General features: G+C 75.8%; 20 protein-coding genes. 12 read left to right on the forward strand and 8 right to left on the reverse strand.

The genetic code is table 11. The annotated features are described in order from the left end of the window. Positions 1-5: 5 nt before the first annotated feature. Complete coding sequence (locus C8E97_RS23930; protein ID WP_121007730.1) at positions 6-1,448, reverse strand: aldehyde dehydrogenase family protein; 1,443 nt, start codon at positions 1,446-1,448, stop codon at positions 6-8. Positions 1,449-1,592: 144 nt separating this feature from the next. On the opposite strand from C8E97_RS23930, the gene C8E97_RS23935 reads away from it, so the two are divergent. From C8E97_RS23935 to C8E97_RS23965, 7 genes are all read left to right on the forward strand, one after another. Further along, complete coding sequence (locus C8E97_RS23935; protein ID WP_121007731.1) at positions 1,593-2,105, forward strand: MarR family winged helix-turn-helix transcriptional regulator; 513 nt, start codon at positions 1,593-1,595, stop codon at positions 2,103-2,105. Positions 2,106-2,183: 78 nt separating this feature from the next. Further along, positions 2,184-3,131, forward strand: coding sequence for a hydroxymethylglutaryl-CoA lyase (locus C8E97_RS23940; RefSeq protein WP_121007732.1), 948 nt, complete (start codon positions 2,184-2,186; stop codon positions 3,129-3,131). 8 nt (positions 3,132-3,139) lie between these two features. Next, positions 3,140-3,904: an enoyl-CoA hydratase/isomerase family protein gene (locus tag C8E97_RS23945; protein WP_246019113.1), complete on the forward strand. Its 765-nt coding sequence runs from the start codon at positions 3,140-3,142 to the stop codon at positions 3,902-3,904. Then, positions 3,901-5,112 carry a CaiB/BaiF CoA transferase family protein gene (locus tag C8E97_RS23950; RefSeq protein WP_121007734.1) on the forward strand — a complete coding sequence of 404 codons (1,212 nt, stop codon included), beginning with the start codon at positions 3,901-3,903 and terminating at the stop codon, positions 5,110-5,112. The genes C8E97_RS23945 and C8E97_RS23950 overlap by 4 nt, the downstream gene beginning before the upstream one ends. Beyond that, a complete protein-coding gene (locus C8E97_RS23955) occupies positions 5,109-6,089 on the forward strand; it encodes an enoyl-CoA hydratase/isomerase family protein (RefSeq protein ID WP_246019114.1) in 981 nt (326 codons plus the stop codon). The genes C8E97_RS23950 and C8E97_RS23955 overlap by 4 nt, the downstream gene beginning before the upstream one ends. A gap of 70 nt (positions 6,090-6,159) precedes the next feature. Then, complete coding sequence (locus tag C8E97_RS23960; RefSeq protein WP_121007735.1) at positions 6,160-7,779, forward strand: AMP-binding protein; 1,620 nt, start codon at positions 6,160-6,162, stop codon at positions 7,777-7,779. Continuing rightward, positions 7,776-8,741 (forward strand): NAD(P)H-dependent flavin oxidoreductase, encoded by a 966-nt coding sequence (locus tag C8E97_RS23965; protein ID WP_121007736.1) that lies wholly within the window; start codon positions 7,776-7,778, stop codon positions 8,739-8,741. The genes C8E97_RS23960 and C8E97_RS23965 overlap by 4 nt, the downstream gene beginning before the upstream one ends. 195 nt (positions 8,742-8,936) lie before the next feature. Here C8E97_RS23965 and C8E97_RS23970 read toward each other — a convergent pair whose 3' ends face one another. Continuing rightward, positions 8,937-9,206, reverse strand: coding sequence for a helix-turn-helix domain-containing protein (locus tag C8E97_RS23970; protein WP_121007737.1), 270 nt, complete (start codon positions 9,204-9,206; stop codon positions 8,937-8,939). Between the two features lie 87 nt (positions 9,207-9,293). Between C8E97_RS23970 and map the strand changes: the two genes are divergently transcribed. Further along, positions 9,294-10,085, forward strand: coding sequence for a type I methionyl aminopeptidase (map, locus tag C8E97_RS23975; protein WP_121007738.1), 792 nt, complete (start codon positions 9,294-9,296; stop codon positions 10,083-10,085). Between the two features lie 62 nt (positions 10,086-10,147). Here the strand turns inward: map and C8E97_RS23980 are convergent, their stop codons facing one another. The 6 genes from C8E97_RS23980 to C8E97_RS24005 all read right to left on the reverse strand — a co-directional run bounded on the left by C8E97_RS23980 (position 10,148) and on the right by C8E97_RS24005 (position 16,953). Then, positions 10,148-11,215, reverse strand: a complete 1,068-nt coding sequence (locus C8E97_RS23980) for a hypothetical protein (protein ID WP_121007739.1) — start codon at positions 11,213-11,215, stop codon at positions 10,148-10,150. Further along, the gene (locus tag C8E97_RS23985; RefSeq protein ID WP_121007740.1) at positions 11,212-12,588 is read right to left on the reverse strand and encodes a transaminase; all 1,377 of its coding nucleotides are present in this window, start codon (positions 12,586-12,588) and stop codon (positions 11,212-11,214) included. The genes C8E97_RS23980 and C8E97_RS23985 overlap by 4 nt, the downstream gene beginning before the upstream one ends. Next, positions 12,585-15,116: a N,N-dimethylformamidase beta subunit family domain-containing protein gene (locus C8E97_RS23990; RefSeq protein ID WP_147455214.1), complete on the reverse strand. Its 2,532-nt coding sequence runs from the start codon at positions 15,114-15,116 to the stop codon at positions 12,585-12,587. The genes C8E97_RS23985 and C8E97_RS23990 overlap by 4 nt, the downstream gene beginning before the upstream one ends. Then, positions 15,113-16,045 (reverse strand): LLM class flavin-dependent oxidoreductase, encoded by a 933-nt coding sequence (locus C8E97_RS23995; protein ID WP_170211977.1) that lies wholly within the window; start codon positions 16,043-16,045, stop codon positions 15,113-15,115. The genes C8E97_RS23990 and C8E97_RS23995 overlap by 4 nt, the downstream gene beginning before the upstream one ends. Positions 16,046-16,049: 4 nt before the next feature. Beyond that, positions 16,050-16,361, reverse strand: a complete 312-nt coding sequence (locus C8E97_RS24000) for a hypothetical protein (protein WP_121007743.1) — start codon at positions 16,359-16,361, stop codon at positions 16,050-16,052. A 91-nt stretch (positions 16,362-16,452) separates the two neighbouring features. After that, positions 16,453-16,953, reverse strand: a complete 501-nt coding sequence (locus C8E97_RS24005) for a GNAT family N-acetyltransferase (protein ID WP_211347119.1) — start codon at positions 16,951-16,953, stop codon at positions 16,453-16,455. Positions 16,954-17,044: 91 nt separating this feature from the next. Between C8E97_RS24005 and C8E97_RS24010 the strand changes: the two genes are divergently transcribed. The 4 genes from C8E97_RS24010 to C8E97_RS24025 are packed head-to-tail and all read left to right on the forward strand — an operon-like array spanning position 17,045 to position 22,486. Continuing rightward, a complete protein-coding gene (locus C8E97_RS24010) occupies positions 17,045-18,022 on the forward strand; it encodes an ABC transporter permease (protein ID WP_246019115.1) in 978 nt (325 codons plus the stop codon). Then, positions 18,019-18,873, forward strand: a complete 855-nt coding sequence (locus tag C8E97_RS24015) for an ABC transporter permease (RefSeq protein ID WP_246019116.1) — start codon at positions 18,019-18,021, stop codon at positions 18,871-18,873. Before C8E97_RS24010 ends, C8E97_RS24015 begins: the two co-directional genes overlap by 4 nt. Next, positions 18,870-20,867: an ABC transporter ATP-binding protein gene (locus tag C8E97_RS24020; RefSeq protein WP_121007747.1), complete on the forward strand. Its 1,998-nt coding sequence runs from the start codon at positions 18,870-18,872 to the stop codon at positions 20,865-20,867. The genes C8E97_RS24015 and C8E97_RS24020 overlap by 4 nt, the downstream gene beginning before the upstream one ends. After that, positions 20,864-22,486, forward strand: a complete 1,623-nt coding sequence (locus tag C8E97_RS24025; protein ID WP_121007748.1) for an ABC transporter substrate-binding protein — start codon at positions 20,864-20,866, stop codon at positions 22,484-22,486. The genes C8E97_RS24020 and C8E97_RS24025 overlap by 4 nt, the downstream gene beginning before the upstream one ends. Positions 22,487-22,577: the final 91 nt, after the last annotated feature.

The raw sequence follows: 22,577 nt of genomic DNA on the forward strand, positions 1-22,577 counted from the left end.
CGTCCTCACAGCTTGATCGCGATCGCTTTGGTCTCCAGGAACGCCTCGATGCCCTCGGCGCCGCCCTCGCGCTCCTGCCCGCTGTTGCGCATCCCGCCGAAGGGCAGCTCCGGCCGGACCGGCGCGGGGTCGTTGACCCCGATCACCCCGAAGTCGAGCCGGTCCGCGGCGGTCCACAGGCGGGACAGGTCCCGGCCGAACAGGTAGGCGGCCAGGCCGTACTCGGTGGCGTTCGCCCTCGTCACGGCCTCGTCGTCGGTGTCGAAGGAGTAGACCGGCAGCACCGGGCCGAAGGTCTCCTCCCGCGTGACGAGCATGTCGTCGCCGACCTCGGTGAGCACGGTCGGCTCGTAGAACGCGCCCTTCAGCTCGGCAGGCCCGGACCAGCGGCGGCCACCGACGCGCACCCGCGCGCCGCGCTCGACCGCGTCCGCGACCTGCCGCTCCACCTTGTCGAGCGCGGCCTGGTCGATCAGCGGGCCGATGGTGGTGCCCTCGGCCGCGCCGTGGCCGACGCGCAGCGCGGCGACCTTCTCCTCGATCAGCCCGAGCAGCTCGTCGTGCACGGAGCGGTGCGCGTAGAGCCGGTTCACCGCGATGCAGCTCTGGCCGGCGTTGAAGAACTTGGCCGCCACCACGCCTGCCGCGGCGGCGGGCAGGTCGGCGTCGGCGAACACGATCGCGGGCGAGTGGCCGCCCAGCTCCAGCGAGGTGCGCCGGAGGTGGGTGTCGGTGGCGCGCAGCAGGCCGAGCCCGACCTCGGTCGAGCCGGTGAAGCTGACCTTGCGCAGCCTCGGGTCGGCCAGCAGCGCGCCGGCGACCTCGGCGGGCCGCGAGGTGGTGATCGACTGGAGCACGCCGGCGGGCAGGCCCGTGTCGTGCAGGACGCGCACCAGCTCGGTGGCGATCAGCGGGGTCTGCTCGGCGGGCTTGACGATCAGCGGCGCGCCTGCCGCCAGCGCGAGGCCGATCTTGCGGATGAGCATGCTGGCCGGGAAGTTCCACGGCGTGATCGCGAGCGCCGGCCCGACCGGCGCCTTGACCACCAGGCCGGGGCCGCTCGGCGACGGCGGCAGCACCCGGCCGCCCGCGCGGCGGGCCTCCTCGGCGCTCCACTCCAGCATCCGCGCGCTGCCCAGCAGCTCGGCCCGCGCCTCGCCGAGCGGCTTGCCGTTCTCCCTCGTCAGCAGGGCGGCCAGCACGTCGACCCGGTCCCGGATGGCGGCGGCGGCCCGGCGCAGGTGGCCGCCGCGCTCCTCGGCGCTCACCGCGCGCCACGCCTCCGCCGCCGCGCAGGCCGCGTCCAGCGCCGCCAGCGCGTCCCGCGCGGTGCCGTCCGCCGCCCGGCCGATCGGCTCCCCCGTGGCCGGGTCCACGACCTCGAAGCTCGTGGCGCCGGGACGCCACTGCCCGTCGACCAACAACGTTGCCCAGGAGTCCGTCGGCATGACCCAGCCCTTCGTCGATCTCGTGACGCGCGGTCGCGGCCCAGTGTCGGCCTGGCTGTTGTGATTGTCAACAGACGAATCGGCGGCGCGGGCACCGGCCGGTCGACGCGCACCGGACGCCCCGAACCGCCTACAGTGCACGGAATGGACACCCCTCGAAGCGCCTCGCCGGACACCGCGGCGCAGGCCCGGACCGAGACCGCGACGCCGGGGCAGCTGCCGATCCACGGCCTGCTGTCGTACCGGCTCAGCCGCGTGGCGAACGCGATGTCCCGCAGCGCCGCCCTGCGCTACCGCCGCGAGTTCGACGTGAGCCTCGGCGAGTGGCGGACCATCGCGCTGCTGGGCGCGGACGCGCCGCTGACCCTGAACCGGCTCGCCCGCCTGGCCGCGCTGGACAAGGCGCAGATGAGCCGCGTCGTGGCCAAGCTCAGCGAGCGCGGCCTGGTGCTGCGCGAGTTCGGGGCGGGCCGGACCACCCAGCTCACCCTCACCCGCAAGGGCGCCGCCCTGTACCGGGGCCTGATCACCGCGGCCAACGAGCGCGACCGGGCGTTCCTGGTCTGCCTGACCGAGCAGGAGCGGGACGCGCTGGACTCGGCGCTGGACAAGCTGGCCACGCTGGCCCGCGCGCTGGAGCGCGCCGAGGAGCGCTGACCCCAGGGCAGCCTGTTGACATTATCAACACTGCTCTGCCACGCTCGGCGCCATCGTTGTCGTCAGGAGGTGCGACCGGTGGCCGACCGCGTGACGCTGTGTGAGTGCTTCGCCCGCGACGGGCTGCAACACGAGCCGGACTTCGTGCCCACCGCCACGAAGCTGTCCACTGTGGAGGCGTTCGTGGCGGCGGGTTTCCGCCGGATCGAGGCCACCAGCTACAGCCACCCCGACCGGGTGCCCGCGTTCCGGGACGCCGGCGACGTGCTCGCGGGCGTGCCGCGCCGGGACGGCGTCGCGTACAAGGCGACCTGCCCCAACCCGCACGCGGTGCGGCGGGCGCTGGCCGACCTCGACGCCGGGCGCGGCGCGGACGAGCTGAGCCTGCTGGTGTCGGCGACCGAGTCGCACACCGCGCGCAACCTGCGCACCACCCGCGCCCGCCAGTGGGAGAACGTGGCCGGGATGGCGCGCCTGGCCGACGGCCGGTTCACGCTCGTCGGCGTGATCTCGGTGGCGCTGGGCTGCCCGTTCGAGGGCGCGGTCGACCAGGGCCGGGTGGTCGAGGACTTCGGCCGCTTCGCCGACCTCGGCGTGGCGCTGGTGACCGTGGGCGACACCACCGGGCTGGGCACGCCGGCCACGGTGCGCCGGCTGTTCACCCGCCTCGCCGCCGAGTACCCGGACGTGCCCGCCGTGGCGCACTTCCACGACACCCGGGGCACGGCGCTGGCCAACTGCGTCGCCGCGCTGGACGCCGGCTGCCGGCACTTCGACAGCGCGTTCGGCGGCGTCGGCGGCCACCCCGCCGGCATCGCCTACGGGACGGGGCTCACCGGGAACACGTGCACCGAGGACCTGGTGAACCTGCTGGAGTCGCTGGGCGTGTCGACGGGCCTGGACCTCGACCTGGTGCTGGCGGCGTCGGCCCGCTGCGAGCAGGCGCTGGGCCGCCCGCTGCGCAGCGCGGTGGCGCGGGCCGGGTACGGGCTGCCCGCCACGGCGGCGGCCGGGGCGGGGCGGTGACGGCGGCGATGGCGGGTACCACCGGGATGCGCGAGGAGACCGTTGTGCCGCGAGGCGTGTTGCTCACCGAGGACCGCGGCGCGGTCCGGGTGCTGCGGATGAACCGGCCGGCCAAGCGCAACGCGCTCGACACGGCGCTGACCGAGGCGCTGCTGGCCGCGCTGCTGGCGGCCGACGCCGACGACGCGGTGCGCGCGGTGGTGCTCACCGGCGAGGGCCCCGGGTTCTGCGCGGGCGCGGACATCACCGAGTTCGCCGACCTGACGCCGGCCGACCAGGCCGCCGTGGTGCGCCGCGCCGACCTCACCGCGCGGACCCAGCTGCTGCCGCAGCGCCTGCGCAAGCCGATCGTGTCGGTGGTGCGGGGCGCCGCGCTCGGCGGCGGGGCCGGGCTGGCCATCGGCTGCGACATGATGGTGGTCGCGACCGACGTCGTCCTCGGCTACCCGGAGCTGAAGCACTCGATCGTGCCCGCCATCGTGATGACCGGGCTCCAGCGGCAGGTCGGCCGCAAGCTGGCGTTCGAGCTGGTCAGCCACGGCCGCCTGCTCGGCGCGGAGGAGCTGCTCGCGATCGGCCTCGCCAACCGGGTGGCCGAGCCGGACCGGGTGCTCGACGTCGGGCTGGAGGTGGCGGACCGGTGGGCCGAGGCCGACCCGGTCGCGCTGGCGGCCACGAAGGAGCTGTTCTACCGGGTGGCCGACCTGCCCGTCGACGAGGCCATGCGGGCGGGGCGCGACGTCAACGCCATCATGCGCGGCTTCCGGGGATGAGCGCGGTGCGACCACTGTCCGGGATCACGGTCCTCGACTTCTCCCGCGTGCTGGCCGGGCCGATGGCCACCCAGGTGCTCGCCGAGCTGGGCGCGGACGTGATCAAGGTGGAGCGGCCGGGCGCGGGCGACGAGTCCCGCGCCATGCAGCCGGTGCTGCCCAGCGGCGAGAGCGCGTACTACTTCGCCTTCAACCGCGGCAAGCGCTCCGTGGTGCTCGACCTCAAGTCCGAGCGCGGCAGGCGGGTGGCCCGCGACCTCGCCGCGACGGCCGACGTCCTGGTGGAGAACTTCCTGCCCGGCGCGATGGACCGGCTCGGCCTCGGCTACCCGGCCCTGTCGGCGGTCAACCCCGGCCTGGTCTACGTGTCGTGCACCGGGTTCGGGCAGCAGGGGCCGTACGCGGACCGCCGGGGCTACGACACCGTGTTCCAGGCGCTGTCCGGGCTCATGGCGCTGACCGGGCACCCCGGCTCGCCGCCCGCGAAGGCGGGCGTGCCGGTGGCGGACCTGACCTCCGGGCTGTGGATCGCGATCGCCGCGCTGACCGGGCTGGTGGGCCGGGTCGGCGCGGGCCGCGGCAGCCACGTGGACCTGGCCATGATGGACGTGCAGGTCAGCCTGCTCGCGCTGGCCGCCGCCCGGCTGTTCGCGCTGGACGAGGACCCCGACCGGACGGGCACCGAGCACCCCGGCCGGGTGCCGTCGGCCGCGTTCGAGTGCGCCGACGGCGGGTGGCTGCACGTCAGCTGCAGCGACCAGCACTGGCTGCCGCTGTGCGCGGCGCTCGGGCTCGACGAGCTGGCCGACGACCCGGAGCTGGCGCGCAACGCCGGCCGGCTGGCGCAGCGCGGTCGCGTGATGGCCGCGCTCACCTCGGCGCTCGCCGCGCGGCCGCGGGCGGAGTCGGCCGCGGCGCTGCGGGCGGCCGGTGTGCCCGCCGGCGAGGTGAACAGCGTGCGGGAGGCCCTGGCCGACGAGAACACCGCGGCGCGCGGCATGGTCGACCACTTCCGGCACCCGGTCGCCGGCACGTTCCCGGCGCTGCGGACGCCGTTGCGGATGGCGGAGCCGGGCGGTGAATTCACCCCGGCCCCGGTGGGCGTGCCGCCGCGGCTCGGCGCGGACACGGACGCGGTGCTGCGGGAGCGGTTGGGGCTGGGCGACGACGAGATCGAGGCGTTGCGCGCGGAAGGGGCGATCGGGTGACGGGCGACGACGCCGGGGTGCCCGGCGGGACGGCCGACGGGGTGCCGGGCAGGGCGGGTGACGGCGTGTCCGTCGGGGTGGTCGACGGGGTCGCGAGCGTGGTGCTCGACCGGCCGCACGCCCGCAACGGGCTGGACCTCGCGATGTGCCTGGGGCTGCGCGCGGCGTTCGAGCGGTTGGACTCCGCCGCCGACGTCCGGGTGGTGCTCCTGCGGGCGAACGGGCCGGTGTTCTGCGCCGGCGCGGACCTCAAGGAACGGGTCGGCCGGGACGAGGCGTGGGTGCGGCGCAGGCGGCAGGCGTCCTTCGCCGCCTACGAGGCGATCGAGCGGTGCAGCAAGCCGGTGGTGGCGCTGGTGCAGGGGCCGGTGGTCGGCTCGGGCGGCGAGATCGCGATGAGCTGCGACTTCGTGGTCGCCTCCACGGCGGCCACGTTCCGGTTCCCCGAGCCGCACCTGGGCACCGTCGGCGCGACGCAGCGGTTGCAGCGGGTCATCGGCCGGGCGCGGGCGAAGGAGCTGCTGTTCACCGACCGGGTGATGTCGGCGGAGGAGGCGCACCGGGTGGGCCTGGTGGCGCGCCTGGTCGCACCGCACGAGCTGGCGGACGCCGGCGTGGCGGTGGCCGCCGCGATCGCCGCCGCTCCGCCGCTCGCGCTCGCGCTGACCAAGCAGGCGGTCGACCTCGGCGCGGAGACCGACCTGGACCGGGGCATCCGGATCGAGATGGCCGCGATCGAGCGCAACCTCGCCGACGGCGGGTGGCGGGCGGGCGTGGCCCGGTTCAGCGGCGCGGGCGACGACGTGCGGAACGACGACGTGCGGAACGACGCGGGCGGCACCGCGGCCCCCGGCACGGGCGGCAGCACGGCCCACGGCACGGGCGACGACGCCGACAGCAGCCTGGGCGACGACGCGGACAGCGACTCGGACGGCAGCGCGGACAACGGCCCGGAGAACAGCGGCACAACGACGTGAACAGCGTCGTGCGCGGAAGCGGCGCGCACGACGACGTGGACAGCGGTGTGGACGAGCAACCGGAGGACTGATGGACGTCGAACCGGCCGGCATCTGCCCCCTCACGACCGACGCGGCGCTGCGGCGGGCCGCCACCATCGCGCCCGACCTGGAGGCGGTGGTGACCCCGCACGACCGCGTCACCTACGCGGAGCTGGCCGCCGAGGTCGCCCGCGTCCGGTCCGCGCTGGCGGCGGCCGGGATCGGGCGCGGCGACCACGTCGGCATCTGCCTGGGCAACGGTCCCGCGTGGGTCGCGCTGTTCCTCGCGGTCGGCTCGCTCGGCGCGGTGGCGGTGCCGGTGAACACGCGCCTGCGGTCCGAGGAGTTCGCCTACGTGCTGCGGCAGGCGCGGGTGCGGGTGCTGTTCCTCGCGGACCGGCTGCTGACCGCCGACCTCACCGGGGTGCTGCGGCAGGCGTGCCCGGCGGTGGACCGCGCGCTGCCCGACCCGGCGCTGCCCGACCTGCGGCGGGTCGTGGTGGCGGGCGCGGACGTGCCGGCGGGCGCGGGTTCGTGGGCGGACTTCCTGGCCGCCGGCGGCGCGGACGTGCCGGCGGGCTGCACGCCCGACGACGTGCTGCTGGTCCAGTACACCTCCGGCACCACCTCGTACCCCAAGGGCGTGCTGCTGACGCACCGGAGCATGTGCGCCGACGCGTTCTTCTCCGGTGGCCGCCTGGGGCTGCGCACCGGCGACCGGTTCCACAGCGCGCGGCCGTTCTTCCACGTCGCGGGCACCACGCTGTCGATCCTCTCCTGCCTCCAGCACGTCGCGACGCTGGTGGCGATGGAGCGGTTCGAGGCGGGTGAGGCCCTGCGGCTGTTCGAGCGGGAGCGGTGCACGCACTTCTCGGGCAACGACACGATCGCGCTGATGCTGCTCAACCACCCGGACCGCGCGCGGCGTCGGCTGGTGCTGCGCGGCGCGTGGCTGGCCGCGTCACCGACCGTCGTGCGCCGCGTGATCGACGAGCTGGGCGCGCGGGAGTGCGTGGTCGGGTACGGGCTGTCCGAGGCGTCGCCGAACGTCGCGCAATCCGCCTGGTGGGAGCCGGAGTCGGTGCGGGCGGCGGCCCGGATGCTGCCGGAGCCGGGCGTCTCGGTGCGCGTGTGCGACCCGTCGTCCGGGGTGGACCGCCCGGTCGGGACGCCCGGCGAGATCGTGGTGCGCGGCTGGAACGTGATGCTCGGCTACTACGACCTGCCGGCGGACACGGCCGCGGTGCTGTCGCCCGACGGCTGGCTGCGCACGGGCGACCTCGGCCGGCTGGGCGAGGACGGTCGGCTGGAGTTCCTGGGCCGGCTCAAGGAGATCATCCGGGTGGGCGGCGAGAACGTGGCGCCCGCCGAGGTGGAGAACGTGCTGCACCGCCACCCCGACATCCGGCAGGCGGTGGTGGTCGGCGTGCCGGACCCCAGGCTGGTGGAGGTGCCGTTCGCCTTCGTGGTGCTCAACGAGGGCAGCGCGGCCACACCGGAGGAGCTGCTGGCGTGGCTGCGACCACACCTGGCCGGGTTCAAGGTGCCGCGCCGGGTGTGCCTGGTCGACGGGTTCGAGCGGTTCGGCGTGACCGCGAGCGCGAAGGTGCAGAAGCGGCACCTGGTGGCGCACGCGGTGCGGCTGCTGGCCGCCGAGGACGCGCGGTGAGGATCGGCACGCCGGTGACGCGGCTGCTGGGCGTGGACCTGCCGGTCGTGCAGGGTGGGATGTCCTGGGCGTCGTCGTCCGCGGCGCTGCCGCTGGCGGTGTCGCGCGCGGGCGGGCTCGGGGTGGTGGCGGCGGGGCCGATGCGGCTGCCCGACCTCGCCGCCGCGGTGGCCGGGGTGCGCCGGGGCACCGACCGGCCGTTCGCGGTGAACCTGCCACTGTACCGGCCGGGCGTGGACGAGGTGGTCGACCTGCTGGTGCGCCTGCGCCCGCCGGTGCTGATCGCGTCGCAGGGCGGGCCCCGGCGGTACCTCGCGCGGTTCCGGGACGTCGGCACGGTGTGCCTGCACGTGGTGGCCGGCGTGGAGCACGCCGTGAAGGCGGCGGAGTGCGGTGTGGACGGTCTCGTGGTGGTCGGCGGCGAGGCGGGCGGGCACCCGCCGCCGAGCCAGGTATCCACGCTGGTCCTGCTGCGGGCGGTGGCGGCGGCCGTGGACCTGCCCCTCGTGGCCTCGGGCGGGTTCGCCGACGGTCGCGGCCTGGCGGCGGCGCTGGCGCTGGGCGCGGGGGCGGCGCAGTTCGGCACCCGGTTCCTGCTCAGCGAGGAGGCCACCGTGCACCCGGCGTACCGGGAGGCGGTGCTGCGCGCGGGGGTGGCCGACACGCGCCTGGTCGGGCACGGCCTGGGGCCGGTGCGGACGGTGGCCAACGAGTTCTCCGCGCGCATGGCCGAGCTGGAGGGCGCGGGCGCGGACCTGGAGACGCGGCGGGCCGAGTTCGCCAAGGCGACGCTGCGCATGGCGGCGCAGGGCGGTGACGTGGCGCACGGCAAGGTCGAGGCCGGCCAGTCCGCCGGCCTGGTCGACCGGGTGCTGCCCGCCGGCGAGATCGTCCGCCGCCTCGCCGAGGAGTACGCCGCGGCGGTGGCCGGGCTGCCGCGCCCGGAACCGCCGGCCGGCTGACCGGCGGGTGGGTGGCCTCGCTCCGGCCCGTCGCGGTGGTCGGGGCCGTGCCGAGGACTCGACCGGGGCCGACGCGGTGCCGGGGACCCGGCCGGCTGCTCACGCGGTGCCGGGGACGCGGCCGGCGGTGACCGGGGTGCGACCGGCTCGACGGCGTCACCGGTCCGGGGCGGCTCCGGGCGCGCGTCGGCGGTGCTACGAGACCGCTTCCAGCGGCAGGTCGCCGCCGCGCCAGGTGGCCGCCAACTCCTGGACCGGCACGCCGAGCGCCTCGCCGAGGCAGACGATCGTGCCGAACCCCGGCGACGGCAGCCGCCCGGTCTCGATCTTGCGCAGGGTTTCCGGCGAGATGCCTGCCGCGTGCGCGACTTCCGCCAGGTCGCGGCCTGCCCGCGCCAGGCGCAGCCGGACGCCGAGGCGCCTGCCTGCTTCGATCTGCTCGGGTGTGAGCGGTTGGCGGACCATGCGCCCAGGGTAAGTTGGTATTACTGTACCGGCAAGTGGTAGGGTGGCGGTATAGTAATACCACCACACCCTGACGCGAGGTATGCCGTGATCGAGCTGAAGACACCCGCGGAGATCGAGCGGATGCACGTGGCCGGGCGGTTCGTCGCCGAGGTGCTCTCCGAGGTCGGCCGCCTCGCCGAGGTGGGCGTCAACCTGATGGACCTGGAGCACCACGTGCGCCGCATGATCGACCGGCGCGGTGCGGAGTCCTGCTACTGGGACTACGCGCCGTCCTTCGGGCGCGGCCCGTTCCGCAACGTGATCTGCCTGTCCGTCAACGACGCCGTGCTGCACGGCCTCCCCCACGACTACACGCTGCGCGACGGTGACGTGCTCAGCGCGGACCTCGCGGTCGGCATCGACGGCTGGGTGGCCGACTCCGCGCGCACGATCGTCGTCGGCACACCCGACGACGAGGACCTGCGGGTCATCCGCGCCACCGAGGAGGCGCTGGAGGCCGCGATCGCGGTGGCGCGGCCGGGCAACCGCCTCGGTGACATCTCGGCGGCGATCTGGGCGGTGGCCCGCGACCACGGCTACCCGGTCAACACCGAGTTCGGCGGCCACGGCATCGGTCGCACCATGCACGAGGAGCTGCACGTCTCCAACAAGGGCCGGGCGGGGCGCGGCCTGGAGCTGCGGCCGGGGCTGACCCTGGCGCTCGAACCCTGGTTCACGCGCACGACGGACCGGATCGTCTACGACGACGACGGCTGGACCATCCGGTCGGCCGACGGCTCGCGCACCGCGCACTCCGAGCACACGATCGCCATCACCGACGACGTGCCCCTGGTGCTCACCCGGCGCGAGCAGGAGGACCCCGCCCACCTCGGCTGACCGCGCCCACTTCGGCTGACAGCGCCCGCCTCGGCCGACCCGACCAGGACGGGTGCGGCGGCTCACGCCCGGTCGTTGCCGAAGAGGCCGGGCTCGACGCAGTTGTGCAGCAACGGGTCCACTTCGGACTCCCGCCGCACCCAGTCGCCGTCGCCCCAGTGGAACGCGTCGGGGCCCACCACGGGCTGGTGGCGCGCGGCCGGGCGGCCGGTGAGCCCGGCCGCCGCGCGGGCCAGCCCGGTCAGGTGGGCGAGGCGCACGCCCGTGTCCACCCCGTACAGGACCTCGAAGGCGGCGGCGGTCGCGGCGAGGTCGGCGTTGCCCGGCCCGCCGCAGTAGCCGTTCACCGACACCTCGACCACCTGTGCCCCCGCGCGGGCGGAAGCGGTGGCGCAGGCCACCGCCAGGCCGAAGGTGTCGTGCGGGTGGACGCCGACCGGGACGCCCGCCGCGGCGGTCGCGCGGACCAGGTCGGCGAACGCCTCCGGGCCGAGCGCGCCGGGCCCGTCGAACAGCGTGACCTCGTCGGCTCCCGCCAGTGCCGCCAGGGTGTCGGCGAGCACGTCACGGGTCAGGTAGGACACCATCATCAGGGCGGCGACGACCCGCAGCCCGCGGGCACGGGCCCGTGCCACGACGGCGGCGGCACGGGCGACGACCTCCGCGCGCGTCCGCACCCCGCCGCCCTCCACCGGGTCGTAGATCGCCGACGCCGGGCCGAAGCCGGGCACCGGGACCTGGACGCCGTCGTACCCGGCGCGGCGCGCCGCCTCGACCTCGTCCGCGGTGGACACGAACGGGCACAGGACCGCGCAGTCCGGGCGCTCCGCCTTGACGGCGGCCACCGCCTCGGCGGAGTCGTCCGCGCGGGGCACGACGACCTCGGGCACCCCGGACGCGACCAGCCTGCGCAGGAAACCCGACCGCGCCGCCCGCTCCAGCGGCAGCGCGCCGAGCGCGCGCATCGTCGTGTCGCGCAACCGCACCCGCGCGGGCAGCGCGCCGACCACGGCGGGGTCGCGGTTGCCCGCCGCGACCGACCACCGGCCCGGCGAGTACGCGCCCGGCACGCGCGAGCGGCCGATGTCCGCCCGGAACGCCTCGACCTCGGCGTCGTCGAAGGCGGTCACCGCGCCACCAGCTCGGCGACCACCGAGCCGAACAGCTCGCCGTGCAGGTCCACGTCGGTCTCCTCGGTCAGCGGCGAGAACAGCGCCGCGCCGTTCATGCCGCTCAGCACCACGCCCCGGTTGGCCAGGTACAGCCACAGCGCCTGGCGCACCGCCGAGCCGGCGCCGGGGCGCAGCGCGCCGGCGGCGCGCGGCGGCTCGGGCGTGAAGGCGTACGAGACCCGCCCGCCGAGCCGCCCGACGTGCCAGGGCAGGCCGTGGTGCTCGATCACCGCCGCGACGTCGCCCGCGTAGTGCGCGGCGAGGCGGTCCAGGTGGGCGTAGGTCGGTTCCGTCATGACCTCGCCGAGCACCGCGCGCATCGCCCGGACGGCGAGCGCGCCGCCCGCCAGCGTGCTGCCCAGGCCGCCGTCGCCGGACGCCGTGTACCGCGCAGCGACCGCCGCGACCGGCTCGGTCATGCCGTAGGCGCCCGCCGGGACCCCGCCGGCCAGCCACTTGCCCATCGTGACCAGGTCCGGCGACAGGCCGAGCGCGCCGGTGCAGCCGGCGGGACCGGCCGGGATGGTCTGGGTCTCGTCGACGACCAGCAGCGTGCCGGTGCGGTGCGTGAGGTCGCGCAGGGCGGCGTGGAAGCCGGGGTCCGGGTGGATCACCGCGCCGCCGTTGGTCATCACCGGCTCGGTCAGCACGGCGGCCACGTCGCGCGGCTCCAGCGCCCGTTCGAGCGCCGGGAGGTCGTTGAACTCCACCACCTTCGTGGTCTCGCGCACGTCCACGCCGTTGGGCTCCACGCCGGGCGGCGCGGCGACGCCGAACGGCGTCAGGACGGCGCAGGTCTGCTCGACGGAGCCGTGGTAGGCGCGGTGGAACACCAGCACCCGTCGCCGCCCGGTGACGACCCTGGCCAGCAGCAGGGCGAACCGGTTGGCGTCCGACGCCGACACGGTGAACTGCCAGAACGGCAGGCCGAACCGCCGGTGCAGCTCCTCGGTGACCCACACGTGGTCCTCGTGCGGCCAGAGGGTGACCGCGCCGCGGTCGAGCTGGTCGCGCAGCGCGGCGACGACGGCGGGGTGGCCGTGGCCCCACAGCGCGGCGGTGCCGGCGAGCCCGAAGTCGGCGTACTCGTGGCCGTCGGTGTCACGCAGCCGCGCGCCGTGCGCGCGGTCCACGACGAGCGGCACCGGCGGCGGGAACTGCTTGATCCAGTGCTGCGGCGTGCCGTGGAGCTGGGACGCCCGCGCCCGCTCGTGCAGCGCGCGGGCGCGCGGTCTGGCGTCGACCCACGCGGCGCGCTCGCGGGCCAGCAGGTCGGCGAGGCGGCGGTGGTCGACGCCGGGCGCCACCGGGTCCGGCCGGTCCTCGGTCATCGCGGCTCCTCGGTCATCGCGGCTCCTCGGTCGTTCCGGCCCCTCGGTCGTTCCGGCTCCTCTGGGGCAGCGCTGTCGGGCGCGTCGCTTTCGAGGGCACCGGCCTCGGCGCCATCGGCCCCGGCGGCGGTGGACCCGGCGGCATCGGACCCGGCGGACCGGTCGTCCTCCAGCGGCCGGGGATCGAGGAACCGGCGCAGCACGTTCCCGGTCACCCTGGCCACGGGGTTCGCGTACCCGGCCACGCCGAGCGCGGTGCACCAGGCGATCGAGCCGGTGGCGAACACCGCCCCACCGCGCGGGTACTCGAAGAACGCCAGGTCGGCCCGCACCCGCGGCTCGACCGTGCCGCCCTGCCGCGAGTCCGACGTCAGCACCTCCTCGACGGCGTGCTGGAAGTGGTCGTCGAAGCCGTCGGCCGTCGCGAGCACGACCGTGTGCGGCGGCGAGCCCAGCGCGTGGTCGACGCGGTCGATCTCCATGCCCGCGGCGGCACCGCTCACCAGCGCCTCCGCGTCGATCAGACCGTCCACTCCGGACAGCGCGAACGCGCCGCGCCCGCCGGCCGTCGCCACCGGTCGGTACGGGCGTCCACGACCGCGACCGCCCTGCGCCGTGAACCCCACGCCGACGTGCCGCTGCGGCGGACGGCCGCGGTGCCGCCACAGCCCGCCCGCCTCGCCCGTGGTGCTCAGGTGCGTCTCGCCCGGCGGCACCTCCCAGCCGCGCGTCCCGGTGTGCCCGCGCCGGATCTCCACGACGTGCGGCGCGGCCGGCGACACCCCGGTCACCCAGTAGTAGCCGTTGCCGCCCAGGTACATCACCCGCCCGCCGCGCGCGAGGTAGGTCTCGTGCGCGTCGAGCATCGGGCCGGTCCAGTACTCCGGGTGCGACCCGGTGAGCACCACGTCGTAGCCGGCCAGCGCCGCGACGCCCTCGGCGTGCAGGTCGTCGTCGCAGACCACGTCGTGGTCGACGCCCTCGTGGTCGAGCCAGTCGGTCAGGCACAGGTCCGCGCTGAGGTTCCACAGCCCGAACGGCCCGGTGTAGTTCGGGGTGATGGTGGTCAGCGGCCGCCGGCGCGAGGCGTAGTAGCAGCCGCTGCCGTCGCGGTGGTGGTCGTAGAGGCTGCACACCTTATGCGCGGCGGCCCAGCGGTGCTGCGGCGTCACGGGGAAGTCGGGGCCGTCCGGGCCCGCGCGCTCGATGCTGGAGTGCGAGTTGGCGTAGGCGAGGTAGGTGAACGTCGGGATCAGCACGGCGACGCGCGCGGTGGTCGTGCCGCGCGGCGGGCGCACGAAGAACGGGACCCGCACCTGCTCCGACCCGCACGCCAGGCGGAACGCGTAGACGCCGCTGCGGAGGTCTTCGGGCAGGCCCAGCGTGAGCACGGGCGACCAGCGGGCGTCCGTGAGGTCGTCGTCGTGGAAGTGCAGCGCGTCGTACTCGTCGGGCGCCAGGCGGAAGTCGATCTCGCGGCCGGTCCAGTTCGCGCCCGGCACGCCGCGGGCGGGCGTGTTGACGGCCTCGGCGTGCAGCGCGTGCGGTCCGTCGTCGGGGACGGTGGCACCGCGGGTGTCGCGGCCCGGCCTCCACCGCGCCAGCACGGGTGCTGCTGGTCCCCCAGTCACCGCCGTGTTCACAGCCGTCGCCGTGTTCGCAGCCACCGCCGCGCCCAGGGCCACGACGTCGAGCGCGCCGGCCAGGATCGTCGGGCGGTCGATCCGGCCGTTGAAGTGCGCGGCGGCGGCACCGCCCGACCACCAGGCCGCGACCTGGGGCTCGATGCCGGCCGCGCCGACGTCCACCGGCCCGCTGTGCCGCGCCGACGCGCGCCAGGACCCGACCGGCCACTCCGGGACGGGCACCTGCGCCACCCGAACGCCGGTGCGGTCGAAGGCGGCGGCCACGAACGTCCACCGGCCCACCGGCACGGGCCGGTCCGTGACGGCCAGCGGCGCGTCCCCCGCGCCCGCCCAGACCGCGAGCCGGTCGTCGGCGGTCAGCCCGAGCGCCCACCCGCGCCGACCGCCCCCGCCCTGCCCGGCCCCGCCCTGCCCCGCACCGTCCCGCGCGGCCCCGCCCTGCCCGACCCCACCCGGCGCGGCCACGCTCCGCCCGACCCCACCCGGCGCAGCCCCGCCCTGCCCGGCCGCGTCCAGCCCGGCCGCGTCCAGCCCGACCCCGCCCCGACCGCCCGCGTCACGCCGCGCGACCACGGCTCGCGGGCGGCCGGCGGCCATCGTCGGCATGATCCAGGCGGTGACCGTGAACGCGTCGACGTCGAGACCGGGGTGCGCGGGCGCGCGCAGGTAGGACCCGGACGGCAGGGGCTGCACCCGTGCGGCGTGCGACCCCAGCCGCTCGACGACCTCCTCGCGGACGCCGGGACCGCGCGCGTCGGCGGAGCCGTGCCCCAGCCGCAGCAGCGCCACGTCGTAGTCCACCGTCGCGCTGACCATCAGGCGGACCTCCTCGCCCGCCGCGACGCCGAGCGGGTCGACGTAGCCGAGCAGCGCGGCGGTCACCGCCGCGCCCCGGTCAGCGCGGCGACCACCTCGGCGCACGCGTCGAGCTGCGCCAGCCGGTCGTACACCGGGTACAGCACCAGCTCGTCCACCCCCGCCTCGACCAGTTCCCGCAGCCGCTCCGCGCAGCGGTCCGGCGGGCCGAACACGGCGACGCGGTCGGCCATCCCGGTGGAGTCGTACACCGGGTTGCCGCCGAAGGCCCGGTCGAACGCCGGCGTCAGACGCGCGCGGGCCCGCCACTCCGCGTCCTCCACCGCGAGGTACACGCACTTGGCCACCGCGAAGCCGGCCGGGTCGCGCCCGGTGTCGGCGAGTTCCCGGCGCACGACGTCGAGCTGGCGCAGGAACTCCGCCGAGGACACCGGGGCCGCGCCGAGCCAGCCGTCCGCGATCCGCGCCGCGCGCCGCAGCGCGGGCTCGGCCCGCGCGCCGAGCCAGATCGGCGGACCGGGCCGCTGCACCGGCGCGGGCTGCGACCGGACGCCCGAGAAGGAGTACAGCTCGCCGTGGTGGTCCCCGCCGCTCCACAGGGCCCGCAGGACGCCGATGCCCTCGACCAGCCGCCGCACCGGGCGACCGGTGTCGATGCCCAGCGCGGCGAGGGCGGGCCGGTGGTGGGCGTTGCCGACGCCGAGCCCGACGGTGAGCCTGCCGCCGGAGAGCCGGTCGATCGTGGCCAGCTCGCGGGCCAGCACGGCCGGGTTGCGCCGCCCGGAGTACAACACCCCGATGCCCAGCCGCACGCGCCGGGTGACCGCCGCCAGGTGGGACAGCACGTGCAGCCCGTCGAGGGAGGGGTTCGCGCCGCCCACGGTGTCCTGCGTCCACAGGCCGTCGAAGCCCAGTTCCTCGGCCCGGCGGGCGAACGGGACGAGCAGCCCCGGCTCGGTGGGCGCGCCGAGCGAGAACCGGGTCGGCGTGCGCACCGGGCTACCGGATCTCGGCGCCGAACACCGTGACCGCCGAGTCCCGGTCGGCCATCCGCCGGAACCCCTCGACCACCTCGGCCATCGCCGGTTGGGCCAGGCAGTCCTGCCAGGCGTCCCACGACTCGACCTCGATGTCCTCCACGACGTCCCACGGCGCGGCACCCGTCCGCGAGCCCTCCAGCTTGACGACGCGGAACCGGCGGACGCACTCCTGGCGGCTGGTGATCGCCTGGTCGACCGTCTTCGACCACGCCACGTACTCGTCGGCCGAGACGCCGGGCTTCAGCTTGTAGAGGCAGTAGACCTTCTGCACTGGGCTCTCCGTTCACGGTTCGCCGTCCGCGGAGGGACCGAACCGTCCACTCCGGAGCGGTTCCGAGTATCCGAGCCCTCTGTTGTCGATGTCAACACCGACGATCGGTCGACTTCTCCAGCAGCACGTGCACCCAGCCGACGCCGAACTCGCGCCGCCCGACCTCCCGGAAGCCCAGGCCCGCGTAGTACTCGCGGAGCCGCCGGTTGTGCGCGACGCAGTCCAGCCGCAGCAGCGGCGCGCCGACCTCCCGCGCGTGGTCGGCGACCCACCCCAGCAGCCTGCCGCCGAGGCCGGCGCCCGCGCACCGCCGGTCGGTGACCAGGGCGTGCACGTAGGCCGCGAAGGCGTTCCGCGACCGCCAGACCGGTTCGTCCGACCAGAGCAGCCGGAACCCGCCGCGCACCGCGCCGCCGCACCGCGCGACGTGCCACTCGCCGGCGTCGATCTGCGCGCGGACGTCGTCGGGCGACAGCCAGCCCGGTCGCCACTGGTCGATGTTCCGGCGCGCCAACCACTCCTCGGCGTCGCCACGCAGCCGCAGGAGGTCGTCCGCGTCCGCCGGCGTCGCCGGTTCGATCACCGTCTCCACGACCTGCCAGGTTACCGGAGACACGCTGTTGACAGTGACAACAGCTAAGTGCATCCTCACGGATCAACGAGGTCGGGACGGGGTGATGGCGTTGGACCGGCACTTGCCCACCGCGCGCCGCCGATGGCTGCCGCGCCGGCTGCTGTCCGGCGCGACCGTGGTGCTGCTGGTCTCCGCGCTCGTCTTCGCCGCCACGCGGGTGCTGCCCGGCGACCCGGCCCGCGCGGTGCTCGGGCACGAGGCGACGCCGGACCGGGTGGCCGCGCTGCGCGCCGAGCTGGGCCTCGACCGGCCCCTGGTCGCGCAGTACCTGACGTGGCTGGGCGACCTCCTGACCGGCGATCCGGGCCACTCCCTGGTCACCCGCGAGCCGGTCGCCGGGCTGATCGGCGACCGGGCGGTCAACTCCGCGGTGCTGGTGCTGCTCGCCGCGGTCCTCGTGGTGCCGCTCTCGGTGCTCGTCGGCGCGGTCGCCGGCCGCCACCGCGACCGCCCGTTCGACCGCGCCGTCCTGGCGACCACCCTCGGGCTCACCGCGCTGCCCGAGTTCGTCATCGCGCTCCTGCTGGTGATCCTGCTGTCCACCACGGTGTTCCCGCTGCTGCCCGCCACCGTGCTGCTCGCGCCGGGCGAGAGCCCCCTCGCGGACCCGGCGCAGCTGGTGCTGCCGGTGACCGCGCTGGTGCTGGGCGTGCTGCCGTACCTGTCCCGACTGGTGCGCGGGTCGGTGATCGACGTCTACGAGTCGGAGTACGTGCGCACCGCGCGGCTCAAGGGCGTGCCGGAGGGTGCCGTGCTGCGCCGGCACGTGCTGCCCAACGCGCTGGTGCCGGCGGTCCAGGGCACCGCGCTGGCGCTGGCCTACCTCACCGGCGGCGTCGTGGTGGTCGAGCAGGTGTTCAACTACCCCGGCCTCGGCAGCGCCCTGGTGGACGCGGTGCAGAACCGGGACTTCCCGGTGATCCAGTCGGTGTGCCTGGTGTTCGCCGCCTGCTACGTGGTGTTCAACCTGCTCGGTGACGTGGCGACGGTGTGGGTGACGCCCCGGCTGCGGACGGCCGCCCGGTGAGCCCGGCGCGCTCGCCCGGCGCGGTGCGGCGCTGCCTGCGCGAGCCCCGGACGCGGGTGGGGCTCGCGGCGACCGGGCTGGTGCTGCTGGTGGTCTTCCTCGGCCCGTTCCTCGCGCCGCACGCGCACAGCGACATCGTCGGCGCGCCGTACGCGCCGCCGTCGGCCACCGCACCGCTGGGCACCGACTACCTCGGCGAGGACGTGCTCTCCCGCGTGCTGACCGGTGGCGGCGGCATCGTGTGGATCTCGTTCGCCGGCACGCTGGCCGGTGTCGCGGTCGGCGCGGTCGTCGGCATGACGGCCGCGTACAGCGGTGGCCTGCTGGACGAGGTGCTGATGCGCGCGATGGACGTGCTGCGCGCGTTCCCGCCGCTGGTGCTCATCCTGCTGCTGGTGTCGGTGGCGCGGGCGGAGCCGGCGCTGATGCCGCTGGTCGTCGCCGTCGCGTGGGTGCCCCAGGTGGCGCGCGTGGCCTACGGCGCGGCGCGCGAGGTGGCGTCGCGCGAGTTCGTCGAGTCGGCGGAAACCCTTGGCGCGTCCCGGTTCCGCATCGTGCGCCGGGAGATCCTGCCGAACGTCGCGACGCCGCTGGCGGTGGACTTCGGCCTGCGGCTCACCTGGTCCACCGGCATCGTGGCCGCGATGAGCTTCCTCGGCGTCGGCCTCCAGCCGCCGGCGGCCGACTGGGGACTGATGATCAAGGAGAACTACCAGGGCCTGGCACTGCAGCCGTGGGGCGTCGTGGCGCCCCTGCTGTGCGTCGCGGTCTTCACCTTCGGCACGAACCTGGTGACCGAGGGCTTCGCCCGCGCGGTCGCCGGCGTCCCGCCCCGGCGGGTGGCCCCGTGAGCGCGGTGGAGGTGCGGGGCCTGCGCGTGGACCTCGACGGGCGCGGCGTGGACGTGGTCGACCTGGTGGACTTCACCATCGAGGCGGGCGAGGTGGTGGGCCTGGTCGGCGAGTCGGGTTCCGGCAAGACCACCGTCGGCGTGGCGCTGCTCGGCCACGCGCGGCGCGGCGCGGCCATCGTCGGCGGCAGCGTGGTGGTGGACGGGCAGGAAGTCGTCGGCCTGGGCCGCGACCGGCTCGCGGCGTTGCGCGGCAGCACGGTCGCGTACGTGCCGCAGGACCCGTCGATGGCCCTCAACCCCGCGCTGCGGCTGCGCCCGCAGTTGACCGAGCTGTTCGAGTTCCACCGGCCGGGGCTGTCCCGGTCCGAGCGGGCCGCCCGCGTCCGCGCCGCGCTGCGCGAAGTCGGGCTGGGCGAGGCCGGGCTGGGTGAAGTCGGGCTGGGCGACGAGGGCGACGCCTTCCTGGACCGCTTCCCGCACCAGCTCTCCGGCGGGCAGCAGCAGCGCGTCGCGCTGGCGATGGCGTTCCTGCTGCGGCCACGGGTGATCGTGCTGGACGAGCCGACCACCGGGCTGGACGTGACCACCCGGTCGCGGGTGCTGGGCACCGTGCGGGACCTGTGCGCGACCCACCGCGTCGCGGCGCTGTACGTCACCCACGACATGGCGGTGGTCGCCGGCCTGGCGCACCGCGTCCTGGTGATGTACGCGGGCCGGGTCGTGGAGAGCGGCCCCGCCGCGCGGGTCTTCGGCGCGCCCGCCCACCCCTACACCCGCGCGCTGCTGGCCGCCGTGCCGTCGGTGTCGCGGCGGCGGGACCTGGCCGCGATCCCCGGCGACCCACCGCCGCCCGGACGGCGGCCGGCCGGGTGCGCGTTCCACCCGCGCTGCGCGGACGCCGTCGCCGAGTGCGCCACCACCGCGCCGGGACCGGTCGAGGTCGGACCCGGCCACGTCGCGCGCTGCCTGCGCGCCCACCGGGCCGGGCGGGCCACGACCGCGCCGCGCCCGCCCGCGCCCCGTGCCGGACCGGGGCCGGGGGTGCTGCTGCGGGTGGCGGACCTCGACGCGTTCCACGGCGAGCGGCAGGTGCTGCACGGCGTGTCGCTGGCGCTGGCCGAGCGGGAGTGCCTGGCGCTGGTCGGCGAGTCGGGCAGTGGCAAGACCACGCTCGCCCGCAGCGTCATCGGCCTGCACCACCGGCACAGCGGCGGGATCGCGTTCCGGGGAGCCGAGCTGGCCACCCGCGCCCGCGACCGCCCGCCGGAGCTGCGCCGCGCCGTGCAGTACGTCTTCCAGAGCCCCTACAACTCGCTGAACCCGCGTCGCACGATCGGCGAGATCCTGCGGGAGCCGCTGGAGGTGCTGTACCCCAAGAACGCTTGGAAGGCGCGACGGGGCACGGCGTCGCCGATCGGTGACGCCGTGGCGGAGGCGCTGGACCGGGTGTCGCTCTCGCCGGCGGTGGCGTCGTGCCGCCCCGACCAGCTCTCCGGGGGCGAGCGCCAGCGGGTCGCGATCGCGCGGGCGCTGGTGTGCCGCCCCGAGGTGCTGATCTGCGACGAGGTCACCTCGGCGCTGGACGTGTCCGTGCAGGCGTCGATCGTGCGGCTGCTGCGCCGGCTCCAGGAGGAGGACGGGCTGGCGCTGCTGTTCGTGACGCACGACCTCGCGCTGGTCCGCGCGGTCGCGGACCGGGTCGTCGCGATGCGCGCCGGCCGGCTGGTCGAGAGCGGTCCGGTGGACGACGTGCTCGACCACCCCGGCGACCCCTTCACCAGGGCGCTCGTCGCGGCCGGCCGGGCGTTCGACGCCGCACCGACGGACCCGGCCGCCGCGCCACCAGGGTCCCCGGTCGCGCCACCGGGGTCCCCGGCCGCCCCACCGGACCCCGACGCCACCACACCGGCCTCGCCGGCCGCCCCACCGGACCCCGACACCACGCCACCGGGTGTTCCGCCCGCACCGCCGTCACGGGAGGACCGCGCATGACCACGAGGCCGGCCGAAGGCTTCACCCGGCGCGCCTTCCTGAACACCGCCGCCGCGCTCGGGCTGACCACCGCAGCACCGGCGTTGACGGCCTGCGGTGGCGACGGCGCGCGGACCGCCGGCACACCCCGGCGCGGCGGCACGCTCACGGTCGCGACCGGTGGCGCGAAGGGCTCCGACACCCTGGACCCGATGCTGCTCAACAGCATCCCGGTGAGCTTCATGGCCCGCGCCCTCCACGACCAGCTCGCCGACTTCGGCAACGACATGGGCTACCACCTCCGGATGGCCGAGCTGATCGAGCCCAACCCCGCCGGCGACGAGTGGACGATCCGCCTCCGACCGGGCATCGAGTTCCACGACGGCAAGACCCTCGACGTCGACGACCTGATCTTCACCTTCCAGCGCACCTTCTCACTGCCCGGCGCGGTGACCGTGGGCAAGTTCAAGGCGTTCGTCGACCTCGACGGGTTCACCAAGCTCGACGCGCGCACGCTGCGCATGAAGCTCCTGCGCCCCAACGCCACCTTCGCCACCGCGCTGGCGAGCCCGTTCAAGGTCGTGCCGGTCGGGTTCGACCCGCGCCGCCCGGTGGGCACCGGACCGTTCAAGCACAAGAGCTTCACCCCGAACCGCCAGTGGGTGTGCGAGCGGTTCGCCGACTACTGGGACGCCGACGGGCCCGCCCAGCCCAGCGACACGCCCGCGCCGCCCGGCCTCGGTCCCAAGCCCTACCTGGACGAGCTGGTCGTCACCGTCGTCAACGACGACTCGGCGCGGCTCAACGCGCTGGTCACCGGGCAGGTGGACGCGATCAACCTGCTCCCGTACGCGCAGCTGCCGACCATCGAGCGGCACCGGGACCTGCGGCTGCTGGAATCGCGGACCGGCGCGTGGACCGGGATCTACATGAACATGCGGCAGCCGCCGTTCGACGACGTCCGCGTGCGCCAGGCGCTGCGGCTGGCGATCGACCGCGAGCAGGCGCTGACCGCGTGCCTGTCCGGCCGGGGCGTGGTCGCCAACGACCTGCCCGAGCCGTTCGCGCCCGGCTACCCCGGCTCGCTGGTGCGCGCACGCGACCTGGACCGGGCGCGGGCGCTGCTCAAGGCGGCCGGCCACGAGGGCGTGGAGGTCGAGCTGGTCACCGGCCCGGTGTCCACCGAGGCCGTGTCGATGTGCACGGTGCTGGCCGAGAACGCCGCCGAGATCGGGATGACGGTCCGGGTGCGCCAGGTGGACACCGCCACGCTGTTCGGGCCGAACTTCCACCACTGGCCGTTCTCGGTGGACAAGTGGCCGCCGCAGGGCGACTTCCTGACCCTGCTGGCGCTCACCGACCTCAGCGACACCACGACCCTGACCCACCCCGCCGAGCCCGACCTCGGCGAGCTGCGCGGCCTGCACGAGCGCGCGCAGGCGACCACCGACGAGGCCGAGCGCGTCGCGCTCACCCGGCGGGTGTACGACATCCAGTACGAGCGCGGCGGGTGGATCATCCCGTTCTTCGCCAACGTCGAGAACGCGCACCACGTGCGGACCGGCGGCTGGCCCAACCAGGACTTCCCCGGCCGCACCTTCGGCAACGGCCGCTTCGAGCAGGTGTACCGCACCGACTAGGGGTATCCGGCCGATCGCGCCGCGCACCGCCGACCCGGCGTGCGCCGGCGCACCGCGCCGCCGACACCCGGCGTGCGCCGACACACCACAC

Origin of the sequence: Saccharothrix australiensis, assembly GCF_003634935.1 — a bacterium.
Taxonomy (GTDB): Bacteria; Actinomycetota; Actinomycetes; order Mycobacteriales; family Pseudonocardiaceae; genus Actinosynnema; species Actinosynnema australiense.